10 protein-coding genes and 1 CRISPR repeat array are annotated in these 13,852 nt (G+C 37.3%); of the genes, 3 read left to right on the forward strand and 7 right to left on the reverse strand.

From position 1 onward, the window contains the following. Nucleotides 1-3: 3 nt before the first annotated feature. From MSSIT_RS09895 to MSSIT_RS21980, 7 genes are all read right to left on the reverse strand, one after another. Complete coding sequence (locus MSSIT_RS09895; protein WP_052721601.1) at nucleotides 4-450, reverse strand: hypothetical protein; 447 nt, start codon at nucleotides 448-450, stop codon at nucleotides 4-6. Next, nucleotides 437-1,423 carry a type III-B CRISPR module RAMP protein Cmr4 gene (cmr4, locus tag MSSIT_RS09900; RefSeq protein ID WP_197080354.1) on the reverse strand — a complete coding sequence of 329 codons (987 nt, stop codon included), beginning with the start codon at nucleotides 1,421-1,423 and terminating at the stop codon, nucleotides 437-439. The genes MSSIT_RS09895 and cmr4 overlap by 14 nt, the downstream gene beginning before the upstream one ends. Continuing rightward, the gene (locus tag MSSIT_RS09905) at nucleotides 1,416-4,718 is read right to left on the reverse strand and encodes a hypothetical protein (RefSeq protein WP_156158837.1); all 3,303 of its coding nucleotides are present in this window, start codon (nucleotides 4,716-4,718) and stop codon (nucleotides 1,416-1,418) included. Before MSSIT_RS09905 ends, cmr4 begins: the two co-directional genes overlap by 8 nt. After that, nucleotides 4,715-5,893, reverse strand: coding sequence for an RAMP superfamily CRISPR-associated protein (locus MSSIT_RS09910; RefSeq protein ID WP_197080355.1), 1,179 nt, complete (start codon nucleotides 5,891-5,893; stop codon nucleotides 4,715-4,717). The genes MSSIT_RS09905 and MSSIT_RS09910 overlap by 4 nt, the downstream gene beginning before the upstream one ends. Then, nucleotides 5,886-6,869, reverse strand: a complete 984-nt coding sequence (gene cmr1, locus MSSIT_RS09915; RefSeq protein WP_048172071.1) for a type III-B CRISPR module RAMP protein Cmr1 — start codon at nucleotides 6,867-6,869, stop codon at nucleotides 5,886-5,888. The genes MSSIT_RS09910 and cmr1 overlap by 8 nt, the downstream gene beginning before the upstream one ends. Nucleotides 6,870-6,890: 21 nt before the next feature. Beyond that, the gene (locus MSSIT_RS09920) at nucleotides 6,891-7,634 is read right to left on the reverse strand and encodes a CRISPR-associated endonuclease Cas6 (protein ID WP_048172073.1); all 744 of its coding nucleotides are present in this window, start codon (nucleotides 7,632-7,634) and stop codon (nucleotides 6,891-6,893) included. Between the two features lie 122 nt (nucleotides 7,635-7,756). Beyond that, the gene (locus MSSIT_RS21980) at nucleotides 7,757-8,971 is read right to left on the reverse strand and encodes a reverse transcriptase domain-containing protein (protein ID WP_082088946.1); all 1,215 of its coding nucleotides are present in this window, start codon (nucleotides 8,969-8,971) and stop codon (nucleotides 7,757-7,759) included. Between the two features lie 139 nt (nucleotides 8,972-9,110). After that, a CRISPR array of direct repeats spans nucleotides 9,111-10,929; the repeat unit is 37 nt; unit sequence GTTTCAATCCTTGTTTTAGTGGCTGTTGCTGTTTTAG. Between the two features lie 603 nt (nucleotides 10,930-11,532). Here MSSIT_RS21980 and cas1 point away from each other — a divergent pair. The 3 genes from cas1 to MSSIT_RS09940 all read left to right on the forward strand — a co-directional run bounded on the left by cas1 (nucleotide 11,533) and on the right by MSSIT_RS09940 (nucleotide 13,794). Beyond that, a complete protein-coding gene (gene cas1 / locus MSSIT_RS09930) occupies nucleotides 11,533-12,546 on the forward strand; it encodes a CRISPR-associated endonuclease Cas1 (RefSeq protein WP_197080356.1) in 1,014 nt (337 codons plus the stop codon). 54 nt (nucleotides 12,547-12,600) lie between these two features. Beyond that, on the forward strand, nucleotides 12,601-12,906 hold the full coding sequence (cas2, locus tag MSSIT_RS09935) for a CRISPR-associated endonuclease Cas2 (protein WP_048172076.1): 306 nt from the start codon (nucleotides 12,601-12,603) through the stop codon (nucleotides 12,904-12,906). 117 nt (nucleotides 12,907-13,023) lie between these two features. Next, complete coding sequence (locus MSSIT_RS09940) at nucleotides 13,024-13,794, forward strand: HFX_2341 family transcriptional regulator domain-containing protein (protein WP_048172077.1); 771 nt, start codon at nucleotides 13,024-13,026, stop codon at nucleotides 13,792-13,794. Nucleotides 13,795-13,852: the final 58 nt, after the last annotated feature.

The raw sequence follows: 13,852 nt of genomic DNA on the forward strand, positions 1-13,852 counted from the left end.
TTCTCACTCTCTCTTTTCCTCATCAGCATTTTCTTCCTCTTCCGAATTCCCTCTTTCTCCTGCATTTAGAGATTTTGCACGATAACGTGCATAAATAAAGGTTTGTTCAAGAACTTGCTTTGCGAAAAGCAATTTTCTTATATCAGTTGAAAGATTGATGATTTTTCCTTCTTCACTTCCCCCAACGCCGGATTCAATTTCTATATTACACTCTTCCAGAATCTTCACTACATCGATTCTGTTATTTCGATTCCCGTTTTTGTTTGAAGCTTTTAAATATAACCATAGAGCGTACACCCCATTTGATGACAGAACTCCTAATGATTTATTTATGAAAGATTCTATCTCTTTAGGTTTCATCCCTTCCTTTGAACCTTCAGGTTTCATTAATTTATCAACAATATCGAAACCGCTTTTTGCAGCGATAAAATCAATATTATTTTGAGCCATTTTCTCCCACTTCCTCAATCGTAACTCTTCCGAAACCTCTTGTGACCATCCCACCGATACCAAGAGTCTCAAAGTAGCAGAACCCACCTTTAACAATTGATTTTACATCGAGAAGCGAGATCAGGGTGTTACTTTTCCCTTCCTTTGAGCTGTTCTCACTCTTTTTGCCATATCCAAAATAATCAGGATCGTTTATACCCAGTTCAAACCAGAGTATAGTGCTCCTCGGGATGGCTTCACTGGTAAAAAGGGCACCATCCTTTCCTGCACCAGTTACTGGATCAATAGATACTGAAGTTCTTACCTCAAGGTTAGAATTTATAATCTGGGAGATTAATGAATCAGGTACGATTACAATTCTGCTGGAGAGCAATTTATTTTTCTTTGAACCGAGGGATGCAAGATGATCAAATGATGGCAATTCTTTTTCATCTTCAATTGGAAGATTGAGCCACCCAAGATTCAGGCTTGATTCCCCTGAGAACTCAGAGCCAACCACTATAAAGCTATTCGAAGGCTTGTTTTTTGTCTCTAATTGAATTCCAAAATCTTCTAAAATCATGGGAGAAGTTATCCATGCAGGCCCAATCCTTGTACTAACTGGGAATAAAAGGATGTGAGCGTCGCTAAAGTAAACAAGCCCCTGTGAGCTTCCTCTATCATCATTCTTTGAGAAACCAAAGGATCTACAGATAATGCATTTTCCACAGTGACCTTTTTTATTATTTCCAGGTGATACATCATTGTCTTGTCCTGCACAAGTAATTTTTACCTTATATTCTTGATCTTCTTTCTGATCCTCTATTTCTTTATATGTAGCATAAGTCCTTGCAGTCCCTGCAATGCTGCTTCCGGGAATTTTTGGAAGATTGGTTGCTGGCTCTCTCACTATAGTATTATCTACACGGCCTATCTGGTAGCCCCCGGTGCCGATGTGTATCGGATCAAGCGTAAACATAAAGTATTTACTCATTTTTATCACCATTTGGCTTCAATTTTAGTATAGAGTTGTAAAACTCCAGAATATCAAAAATCGTTTTGTCGAGACAAACCTTCTTAAGCAGCTCTTTTCCCTCTTTATCTAAAGAATTCCACCACTTACGAGTTCCAACATTTATCAAAATGTTTTCAATTTGTTTTTCGAGAGTTTCATAGTATTCAGTTTTATTTTTCTCTTTACAGTCTTTCCAATCCATATGGAGTTTCACAAGGTTTTCTTGTATGTTTTTCAGTTGTGAAGTTGTCATGTATTGTGTATTGAACAAGTTCCATACCTTTTCAAAGACTGACGAGAACTCTTCAAGAAGGTAAGGCTTTGAACCTTTAAGCGAACTTTTATCAATTCTCTTATGATCACTATCATAACTAATTTCCAATCTTCGGGCCGTGGTATCTAAAAATTCGAAATCGAAATAATTGGGATAAAGCTTTACACAATCTCCCTGGTCTAAATCGGACCCGTTGATTAGAAATTCCTTTTCATTCTCTATAAATGTTTTAAAAAAGCTCTTTTTTTTCTGTGCTTTATCTTCAGAGGTCTTAAGAAGGAAGTTAAAATAATATTTTGCCTGCTCATCTAAGCATTTATTCAATTGAATTTCTTTCTTCCTAATTCCCTGGTTATCAACTTCCAGATTGTCAACTTCCAGATTAACTATAGGAGAGTCTTTTGAAAAATTACTTACTGAAAAATCCATAAATTCAACGTCTTCAAAACCGTTAAGCATTCTTCTAGATGCATTTACAGCGGCATAAAGAGCTGTTTTTGAATCAAAAAAGACAACACCTAAGTTTAGAGGTAGTCTCCCTGCAACATTTCCCATTTCTAATGAATATTTTGCGTGAATTTCAGATATTATTTTTGGAACACTGTTTGCAGGCACTATAAATTGAAACGTAACTGGAGATAACAAAACTTCAAGGAAAGGATTGTAATAACTCCCATAAAAAACATCATTGATTATATATCTTTCAAATTTATCTGGTTTTGTTCCTTCAAGTTCGATTTCAATTTCATCCCCAATATATTTTTTTAACTTGTCTGTCGTATCATCAAACAAGCCCTTTAATTCAGGTATGTCTAAATTTTGGGTAGTGATGAATTTTTCTCCATCGAAATACATTACAATGCTCAATTTCTTGAATTTTGCTACGTATGTGCCACGTAATAGACCTTTTGTATCTTTTAAAGTGATATTTAGGCGCTTAAATCGAATCTTCGATGAGGTTTCAATATCTTTGTAATCATGGGCAGTGGGTATGTAAATGTAGTAATTTTCATTATTCTTTAAAAAGTCACTGGTTTCCTTCCAGAAGGTTTCAGTAGATGTCCAAATCCGCCTCAATCTTGAAGGAGATGGATGTTTCCTGAAAATAGTTAGTAACAGACGTTCTGTCGCTTTTTCACAACTGGAACCATCCTTCCAATTGTTTATTTTAGCATCCCAAAGTGGATTTCTATCTACCACTAAATTTTCATAGAACTGGTGGGAATTCATTTCACGTTGGTAAGACTCTCCAGCAATCTCTTCTAAACATTTTGGCTTTCCTTTATTTATTTTCAGTTCTTGCCTCAAGCAGTCACTCAACGAGTTCCAATTATCGTATGATTCTAAGTTTTGAGTTGTCTGGGAAAAAACAGTATTTAGGAGTTCTCCATTAAGCCACTTACTTAGATTGAACCTTCCTGTTACGATTGCTACTTTTCCATTTGAATCTGCAATTTCATTAATCCAAATTGTGGGGTACTTTTTATCGGAGAAATTATTAGGTAACCAATCTTTTATTCGGCTTTCTCCCCTATTCAAACAACACTTACAAACTTCCTGATGTTCACATTTCGGATGAACTTTACATACAGGGCAAATATCAACCTGATATTCTTTATTGCCTCCCCCAGCTATACATTCATGATATCTTGTACAGGTATTTTTGCAAAAACTACGTTTTATTCTTCCATTATTAATACATTGATCATTACTCTTGCAAACATCACAAGAACTTTTTGAAACCTGGGCATCTTGAACATCGATGGTCAAAACTTGATCCCATTTTTCTTTCCATTCAGGGACTTCTTCGTGAAGCTGAAAATTACCTCTTGCTTCGGTTAAAAGATTTGTAAGTAAGACTAGAGAACGAGAAGATTCACTTATGGATATATATGGTATAACTTCCCCATCAGACTTTTTATTTACTCTACACAGTATTTCTTCTTTTATCAATTTCTCTAGAGAATCCCGGCCTATATCAGGACCAACAAAATAGATACCACTTTCATCTCTGTAGATTTCATTTCCAATTGGAAATTCTTCTTCTATATACGTTTTTATTTCTTGATCAATATCCTCAGTTAGTTTTCTGTATGCTACAATATCAACCAACTTGTGTGCCTTTTCTACCAGACCAAGTTTATCGTATTGCACCCCTATAATAACCCACTTTAAATCTTTTAGATTAGTCCATTCCCCATTATGTATCATATTTGCAATGGCTGATTTGTAAAGACTTGCAACAGAATAAGAATGATCCCATAGAGTAACATCATTTCCACTTCGCCTGGTATCTCCAAGGGCTTTTAGGAATTCTTTTTTCAACAGTTCAATTATTTTTTTTCTCTGCATCACTATATTATCTGGTTTTTCAGAAATTTCTTCTAAGTAGGTAGACAATTCATTGCAAAGATTTTCTCTGCTCGGCTTTAAATCTTCAATGTTAATTTTCTTTTCATGCCCAAAAGAAGTAGATATTTTTGTACACTCAATTGATTGCTTTCCAATATTTTGAAGAATACCTTTGTCTACTCCAGAATCAAGACGATCAATATTTTTTAATAACTCGATAAGTCTTTTATCAGTTTTTTTTCCATGATGTTCTGAAATTATTTCTTTAGGCCCCGCCAATTTTTCGGAGAATATAGGTTTAATTGTGTTAGTCCTAATATTTTTATTTATAATGTCCTTGAATACTTCTTTAGAAATTATTTCTTTAAAACTTGAACTCAAAAATTCACTATAATCAAATTTATCGTTGTTTTCGCTAAAAATATTATAATGCTTAAATTTGCAATAGATACTGTAATTTTTTTTTGAATCGAAGCATTCTTTACTTTGTTCAACTATGAACTCTTTACTTAATTTCCCTAAATCGTGCAACAGAGAGTAAATTTCAGACAGAAGAATGAAATCGGCATTTTCTTTAATGCGCTCTTGTCCATTCATTAATACGCCCCTGTTCTCTTCAAGAACATTCAAATTCCGGTCTTTGTTCACTCCCTCACCTTCTTGGAATCCTGCAGTCTTTGGCTGATATGTTTAGCAATATCAGTTAGTTCTTCAAAAGTGCTAAAAGACCAAGTTGGCCATTCAATAGAGGTTTTAGCTTCAGACTGAAGATGTTTCTGCCAGCCAGATGCATGGAATTTATACCATCGTTTGAACATTTTAAACTCTTTTAGAGGCCCTCCGCCACTTTGAGCTAATTTTTCACCCGTAATATTAGTTATCGGTTTACCCTCTGCACCTTTAAACGAATCTTTTAGAGTTCCATCTTCATTAAGATATTTTAAAAATATCTTTTCTGGTGGCTTCATATCTTCATGTATAGAAACAGTAACACATTTTGTTTTCAGGGTAATTTTCCCGTCCATGAGTTTATCTTCGACAATCCCAAATCCACTTGCCGTTTTGGCACCGAAACCATGGACCAAGAACATATCTTTAAGTCCTTTAGAAATGAGGTATATATCGAAGGCAACGTTATCATTAGCATGTGATTTTTCTTCATCAGAAACACAAAAAGGAACATAAAGCAAACTGAATGAGCCGGTACTTTTGGCAGGTACAACTTCATAATAAATAGGATTTATACCTGCTTTTCTTTCTCTATCATGTGGATTTATGACTTCAAGTTTGATATTGTCAAAATATGTAGGAAATAGAATTAAAAATCCTTTTTTGTTATCATTCTCTTTGTCAGATACGTATCCAAATAACCGGTCAATAGATCGAGACTTTAATTCGTCATGCTTTTCTTCATCATTACTTTTAACGATAGCATTTCTTAAGGTGCCAGCCCATCCGCTTGGGCGCACCATGGGAATCTTAAAAATGGATTCTTTACATATAGGATTGTCAATAATATAGAACTGTTCATCATCTTTACTGTAAAACGGTTTCTTAAGTTTGAATTTAAATTGGACAAAAAAGGAATTAACAGGAAGAATACTAATATTAATCATTGGCTGGCATAAATTTAAGTCATGCAACAACTGGATTGCACTTTTCAACCTCAAATTACTATTGTCAATTTCATTTTTATAATCTTCTAATTTTTCTTTTTTATCCAATGAATATAGCTGAATTTTTGAATAATAATCTGATATATCATTTATTTCTGATGAATCTGAAAAATAGCTATAAAAATCATACGAATGCGTATTAGACATCCCCATTCCTCCCGTTTTGAATATTTAGAAGAATGTCTTTTCCTGTAATTATATTGTTAATATCCTGCTTAATTCTGGTTTGTAACTTTCTTTTGATAATATCAAGTTCTTGTTCATTTCGCACGTAACCAAAAACTTTATTTCCGATCTTAAACGAAAATATTTTTTTACTCGAACCTGGTATCATACTTGAAGCACGATTTCCTCGAAGAAATTCTAAAAATTCGTCTCCATAAATAGAAACATTTCCTTTATTGTCCAATCCAAATATTTCATTTATCTTCAACCGATCCAAGTATTCCCCTTTTATTATCCAGTAATACCTAAAATCAAACCAGTTTTTATTGTTAATTTTTCCACAATTTTCTGTAATAGTCTTAATCCATTTTTGAGTTTTATTATAATCAGATTTGCTTGCCCAATCAGTATTTACTAAATTGACTTCGATTAAACCGTAATCCTTCCCAACTGGACTTCCCTGAGGCTTACGAGTTGTTCTACCACCGAATGCTCCGTAATTTTCAATTATTTGCAATGTTTGAAATAATAGCCACTTCTCGCTATCTGAAATCTTAAAAATCTCATAAAATTCAATTTCTAAAATCCCACTATAGCCATCATCATTCATTCTTTGACTAAAAGTACCCCCTAAATCGTTTGCTACAATCTTAAATCGCCGTTTCCACCCGGTACATCCAAATAACCTGCAGGCAGGGCAAACGTTTTTAAGTCCAATTTCCAGTGCTTCATCTACATTTTGTCCTTTTTCCAATGCTTTCTCATAGTCCTTTGTGTTGAACTCACATCCCCCATTTGAAGGATCACAAGCATATCCTCCCATACCTCTCACTATTGCTTCATACCACCACCGCATGCTCCCGATGATGCTGGTCTCTTTTATTGTTGTACATTTTTGATTTGCATCTCCGGTCCAGATGGGAGTCAAAGTCTTAAATTTGATTTCAGTTTTAACCATGTATTATTCCCTTGTACAAGCTTAATTACGAGATAATGTATTGGCATTCCAAACAGTACTTTTTAGAAAATCAGAGGATTTTTGGCAATTATACCCCCTTATTTTCCTCACAGTCCCAAACCCCTTCGCAACCCCTTTTCCTATTCCCATAAAATCCGGAATCAAAAAATTAGCTATAAAACCGCCTGTAAAAGAAGTAAAATCCATATTTTTGTACTTTGAACGCCTGAGTTCCACATCGACATCACATTTTATGGTATCGGGAACCGTATATCCAAAAGTCTTTGACATCGAGAGTAAATTTCCTGCCAGGGTCCTTCTTAGCATTTCCTTTTGCTCTTCGGGGTTTTTGGTCTCAAGAAATTTCTCCTCATTTTCTTTATTAAGGGCCATCCAGGGAGTTAGAAATTCATAAAAGTAAATGCTTTTTGTAAGCCCAAAGTCCTGTTTTTTAAGCCTCAAAGAGCGTTCCGTGATCTCAAAGTCTTCGTGAGGAAGGGTTACCGTATCAAATTTATCAAATAAACCTTTCAAGATTTCTGCGCCTTCGTTTACCCCAACTACCAGAGGTGTCCTGTCAAGAACTTTGTACTGCACTAAAGGGTAGCGGTAGTAAAACCTGTCAGTATTATGGTTGTGGAGAAGGTCATATTCATTGAATTTTGATGCAAAAAACCCACGGATCTGATTTGCATCTCCCCTGAACTCCTCTTCGCCTTCAAAAGTCATTTCAAGGGTTTTGAGCTTAATGTTCCCAGGATTCATAATATCTATAAAGAATTTTTTACAAATACATTTTTTAAATTTTATTGATTTTTGTTATAAGATAAATAACTTATCATATTAATCAGATAACATTTCTAAATAATTATAAACATGATATATATTTAAATAAAATCTTGAATTTTTTTATTAAAACATTGTTCAATTCTTTCAAGCCCGGAAGCATAATCCGTGTGCCTGTAGTAATTTACCCAAGGGTCTACGACATTATAAATATTTTTTATTACAATATTAAGAGCCTGATACTCGTTTTCAGAGTCAAATTTGTTCTTTTTTCCTTTAAATTCAATATCTATGCTCTCAATACTCTCTATTATCTTCTCAATTGACCCATCGGTGGGTAATACATTTATTCTGTTTCCCAAGCCGTTTTCATCCAGAATTTCCTGAAAATAGAACCCCACGAATTCAAACCCATTAGCTGCTGCCCCCACATAGGTTTTTTCTCTGTTTAATTCGAGCCCAAGTTCAGCCATAATAGTCTCAGCCCTCTCAGGCTTAATCCACTCCTTTGAAAGGACTACAAAATCATCTGCAAAACGTACGAGGTGTTCAATTGATTCCCCTTCAACATTCTTGAGCCCGATTTCTGCCCAGTGGTTGTCGAACTGGTCCAGGTAGAAGTTTACAAGAAGCGGAGAGATTATCCCGCCTTGGAGCAACCCTTTATTTGAGTTTTTTCCGGAACCGCTTCCAAAAGAACCTTTTTTGAGCCAGCTCTCGACCAGGGAAAGGATCAGCTCATCTCCAATCCTTGTTTTAATGATCTTCATGAGCTTATCATGGGGGATGTTGTCAAAACAGCCCTCGATATCCCCCTTCAGGTAATGGGTGTTTCCGGCTTCGAGCCATTTGTAGACTTCAAGACTGGCAAGTTTTGCAGACCTGTACGCCCGGTAGCCGTAGGAACAATTTTCAAAATCAGCTTCAAAAATAGGTTCAAGGACGAGTTTTACAGCTCCCTGGACAAGCCGGTCTCTCAGAGTCAGGATTCCAAGCTGTCTTGTTTCTCCGTTTCGTTTTGGAATCTCAACCCTTTTTACTGCATCGGCAATATATTTGCCATCTTCAAGCTCTTTCTTTACGACACGGATGAATTTGTCGACCCCGGAAGCTTCTACCTGCTGGACAGTTAGAGAGTCAAAACCAGTGCCTTTTGTGTTCTTGTTCAGGTTTTTCCAGGCTGTATAGAGGATCTCGTCTTTCAAAAGCAGTTTTTTAAGCTTCCGGAACCGTTTTTGCGGGTTCCTCTTCGCTTTGTTATACAGTTTCAGTTGAATTTCGGCTAGAGTCTGGTTCTGTATATCAGGTACCTCCATAAATGGTTCTTAATTTCCAGTCGTCTACAGAGCCTGATATACTTAGCCGCGAAGAATTCGGGTTTTTTCCGAATTAAAGGACTCGATACTTTTTCGTGATTTCAGTTTTTATCCACGGAGGTGGAGTTTATGGATATTAGTTTCAATCCTTGTTTTAGTGGCTGTTACCGTTTTTCATCAGGGTACCAAAAGGAGAGATTCCCAGAAATGGGGGTTTCAATCCTTGTTTTAGTGGCTGTTACCGTTTTTCTGACATCACGAAACTTGGATCACTGCTCAAAATTTATAAAAAGCTGTACAAAAAGGATGTATTCGTTTCAATCCTTGTTTTAGTGGCTGTTGCTGTTTTAGTGAAGAGTGCATAAATTCTATAATTATTGTGAAAGTTTCAATCCTTGTTTTAGTGGCTGTTGCTGTTTTAGTTGAATGAACAGTTGAGGATAATAGCGATGTTTATAAGTTTCAATCCTTGTTTTAGTGGCTGTTGCTGTTTTAGCATTGAAGTATCAAGTGTTTGTGCATATTTTCTAGTTTCAATCCTTGTTTTAGTGGCTGTTGCTGTTTTAGTTGAGGTTGAAGATCTGACTGTGAAGGAGGGCTATATGTTTCAATCCTTGTTTTAGTGGCTGTTGCTGTTTTAGTCGGAAACAAAATGGATTTAATTGGCCAAGAAGAGTTTCAATCCTTGTTTTAGTGGCTGTTGCTGTTTTAGTTGTCATCAGAAAATCTTGATGAACAGCTTGATAGTTTCAATCCTTGTTTTAGTGGCTGTTGCTGTTTTAGCTGTAATAAAGATTTCTGCGAGAGAGATAGATACTGAGTTTCAATCCTTGTTTTAGTGGCTGTTGCTGTTTTAGATCGGTGATGGAAAGGATTGCTAGAATTGATAATAAGGTTTCAATCCTTGTTTTAGTGGCTGTTGCTGTTTTAGCTGGAAGATTGATCATCACCCAGAAGAATCGAGAGATGTTTCAATCCTTGTTTTAGTGGCTGTTGCTGTTTTAGTAAGGGGCACACGGTTGTTCCTGTCGAAGCAGAAAAACGTTTCAATCCTTGTTTTAGTGGCTGTTGCTGTTTTAGGAATAATTACGCAAGAAATGGAAGATGGTTACAAGAGTTTCAATCCTTGTTTTAGTGGCTGTTGCTGTTTTAGCGAGAGATTGAAACAAGCAGAGGAAGACAATAAATTTGTTTCAATCCTTGTTTTAGTGGCTGTTGCTGTTTTAGAAATTATCTTCGGTTTTAAAGCTAAAAATAAATGAAGTTTCAATCCTTGTTTTAGTGGCTGTTGCTGTTTTAGCGTGTATATCTCAAGGAAGAAGGAATGGAAAACCCAGTTTCAATCCTTGTTTTAGTGGCTGTTGCTGTTTTAGTTTTGACCAAAGGACTAGCTCATGTAGTTATATTTAGTTTCAATCCTTGTTTTAGTGGCTGTTGCTGTTTTAGAATAAAAGTCTAACCGTGATTGATATCATTGATAAAGGTTTCAATCCTTGTTTTAGTGGCTGTTGCTGTTTTAGCAGAGACACTTGTGTCTAGGGGAATGAGAGTGTCAGGTTTCAATCCTTGTTTTAGTGGCTGTTGCTGTTTTAGGTAAAAACAAAAACGGAGTGCAAAAAATGGAAAAGTTTCAATCCTTGTTTTAGTGGCTGTTGCTGTTTTAGTGGCAGATATAGATCCCAAATTTTTCGAGAAAACAAGTTTCAATCCTTGTTTTAGTGGCTGTTGCTGTTTTAGAATCAAGAGATAAGAGGAATAACCGGATCTATACTGGTTTCAATCCTTGTTTTAGTGGCTGTTGCTGTTTTAGGTGGAAAACACTGGTTTTTTAAAAAATACAAAAAGAGGTTTCAATCCTTGTTTTAGTGGCTGTTGCTGTTTTAGTCCCATATCTGGCACATGGAAAAGTTTTCCCAGAAGAGTTTCAATCCTTGTTTTAGTGGCTGTTGCTGTTTTAGAGGGTCGTTTTCCCTTATTTACAGCAAATTATTAAATAATTCCAAATCTAAAAAACAATAGCAAGCAAATTATTTTTTGCTTAAACTGTATAATATTTAAAATTTGCTTACTTCCATTTTTGTTAACTAAATTTGTCCATCGACAATTAGCTAAGGAGTATATAAGGATGGATACCATATAAACTTTTGTATTTTCGACTGCTTGGCAGCGAAATTATTTTTTTGACAATGTACATATCTGTACACTTCTTTAAAATCATTTGTAAAGTAGGGTATCCGGGATACATTTATAATTCTAATACGAAGTTCATAGCGCCGCCTCATGGTGGATTTTTCATCCGGGCTCCTCAGAAAAATCCAAATTTTCTTTAGAAATACTTCAAAATAGTTTTTTATGATGTTCTATGTAGATGTTGTTTTTTTGAAAATTCATGGGTCAAATTGAGAAAAAAGCGTGATTCTTCAGGAAAACGGGGATACAAACTTCAAGAATTCGGATAAAGACCGAATTCTTCGCGAAATAATACTTATAGATCTGTAGGCTTAAATGAAAAGTGAACTTCTATTATGGTTTTCAAATTCAGGAGGGAATTCTGGATTAGGTTGATTGTTGACGAATACGGGACTTATATACATAAGAAGAGCAACCGGTTTATTTTCGTTGATAAGACTGAAAAGCTGCTCAAAAAAGGGTTTTCAGCGGATAAAGTGTCTCAGATCCTTATTTACAAAGGAGCTGCAGTTACTGCTGATGCGATAGAGCTTGCGGTTAAAAAAGGAATAGACATAGTTTATTTTGACCGGCTGGGGAAGCCTTTTGCAAGGACTTATTCCTGCGAACAGGAAAACTCTGCAACCGTACAGCGCTACCAGGCAAGGGCTTATGATGACGGAAAAGGGATTTTTCTTATGGGCTCCATGATCGGAGCTAAAATAAGGAACCAGGGATATCTGCTGAAAAGCCTGGCAAAAAAGAGAAATAATGAGCGCTTAGTGGGACAGGCGGAAAGGATCATGTCCCTGTCCGAAAAAATAAAGGAGCGGGCTGAAGAGTGGGGATATATTGAAGAAGCAAGGGAGAGCCTGTTCGGGATTGAAGGCGAGGCTTCAAGGATTTACTTTCAGGCCCTCTCAAATGTCCTTCCCGAAGCCGTGTACTCGGGGACGAGAACAAAAAGGCCGCCTGGAGACCTTTTTAATGCAATGCTCAGTTACGGGTACGGAATTCTCTATACCGAAGTGGAAAAAGCCTGCGTGCTCTCAGGCCTCAACCCCTACATGGGTTTCCAGCATACCGACCTTCCGGGAAAGCCGTCTCTTATCCTTGACCTGATTGAAGAATTCCGGCAGCCGGTTGTGGACAGGGCTGTGATAAGCCTTATCTCAAAAAAGCTTGTAACAGAAAAAGACCTCAAGTCGGTTGAAGGCGGTTTTTACCTGAACAGGGCCGGAAGGCGCAAAACTCTAGAAGCAGTCTCCGAAAGGCTTGCAAAAACTGTAAATTACAGGGGTTTCCGGCACTCATTTTCCATCTTAATCCTGAAGCAGACAAGGGCGGTTGCAAAATTTCTTACCGGAGAGAGCAGCGGATATGCTCCTTTTGTATACTGGCGATAATTTTGTGCTGGCGATACGATACCGGAAAAAGTTCCGGGTATTGAGGGATGAAACATGTTTTTGTGGCTCGTCTACGACATAACCGATAACAACCTACGGAACAGGGTCTCGGAAAAATGCCTGGACTTCGGGCTCAGCAGGTTCCAGAAAAGCGTTTTTTTCGGCGAGCTTGACCCTGAAAAGATGAACGGACTTGCAGACGAAATCGAGCAGCTACTTGACCATGAAGAGAGGACTGAAGAAGATTCCGTGCTCCTGTCTCCGGTTTGCATGGCCTGCCTGGGAAAAAGGCTCGTAATCGGGAAGGACTTCAACCCTGAAACATACGCAGAAAAAGAATGCTTATTTATTGCTGAATGACCTGAACTGTAAGAGAAAAAGTAACAGGACAATAACAGAAAAGGAATTGAAAAATAACAGGAAAGAAAAAAGACAGAAAAAGGAATGAAATAAGAAAAGCAAGGCTCGGGAAAAAGCATGGCAGTAATGATTGCAACCCTCGGAGGGTCGGGAGATATCGTAAAACTGGGAGTCCGCCTGATGGAAAACGTAGATGAGGTCCTGCTGGTTGCCGGAAAGCCTTTATCCGAGCTCTATCCGGAATCCGAGATAAAAGCAGGTGCGGAAATCGTGAATCCCCCGGAAAAAGCTTCTGAGCTGGAAAGTCTCCTTGGGGGTTTCGGGATCAGAGTCAAAACCTTCAAAGTAGACCCCTTTAATTTCAAAGAATGCCTCATAACGATAATCGAATTGATCAATGCCCAGCCCGAAGGAGTCGAAGTTGTTTTAAACGTTACAGGCGGCACGAAAATCCTCTCACTTGCAGCCTTGAGTGCTGCAGGCATGTGCCGCTGCAAAGCCTTTGTAATCCAGGAAAAAGGAAACGGTAGCATCAAACTTGAACTCCCCATGCCTGATCCCGGTTATTTCGAAAAAATCGGAAAGCAGGGAAAAAAGACCCTCTCCTACCTGATGCAGGAAGAAAAGAAGCTAAAAGACCCGACCGAGCAGTGCAGCGATGAAAAACTCAGGCCCTTCATAAGCAAAAACATAGCAAACCACCTCGGAGTAACGCCTCAGACCCTTAATCCAATCCTCAAGTCCCTGGAATTTTCCGGGCTTCTCTCCGGCAGGAAAGGCTCGATAAAAAGAGGGGAGCCTGCAGGCGGAAAAAGTGGAGTGAAAATCTGGAGGCTGACCGACGAAGGAAAAATCTACGCTGCTTATTTCAGTAAAGAAAATCGGTAGCCTTTAATTGGGTAGTCAATCGAACTCATCGAAAGTCAGTTGAGCTGAGAATTTCAAG

It is taken from the genome of Methanosarcina siciliae T4/M (assembly GCF_000970085.1).
GTDB lineage: Archaea > Halobacteriota > Methanosarcinia > Methanosarcinales > Methanosarcinaceae > Methanosarcina > Methanosarcina siciliae.

Coding starts and splice junctions, on each gene's coding strand:
- MSSIT_RS21980 (WP_082088946.1), bottom strand. CDS start 8,971: ATGGAGGTACCTGATATACAGAACCAGACTCTAGCCGAAATTCAACTG.
- MSSIT_RS09895 (WP_052721601.1), bottom strand. CDS start 450: ATGGCTCAAAATAATATTGATTTTATCGCTGCAAAAAGCGGTTTCGAT.
- cmr1 (WP_048172071.1), bottom strand. CDS start 6,869: ATGGTTAAAACTGAAATCAAATTTAAGACTTTGACTCCCATCTGGACC.
- MSSIT_RS09920 (WP_048172073.1), bottom strand. CDS start 7,634: ATGAATCCTGGGAACATTAAGCTCAAAACCCTTGAAATGACTTTTGAA.
- MSSIT_RS09940 (WP_048172077.1), top strand. CDS start 13,024: ATGGCAGTAATGATTGCAACCCTCGGAGGGTCGGGAGATATCGTAAAA.
- cas2 (WP_048172076.1), top strand. CDS start 12,601: ATGTTTTTGTGGCTCGTCTACGACATAACCGATAACAACCTACGGAAC.
- MSSIT_RS09910 (WP_197080355.1), bottom strand. CDS start 5,893: ATGTCTAATACGCATTCGTATGATTTTTATAGCTATTTTTCAGATTCA.
- cmr4 (WP_197080354.1), bottom strand. CDS start 1,423: ATGAGTAAATACTTTATGTTTACGCTTGATCCGATACACATCGGCACC.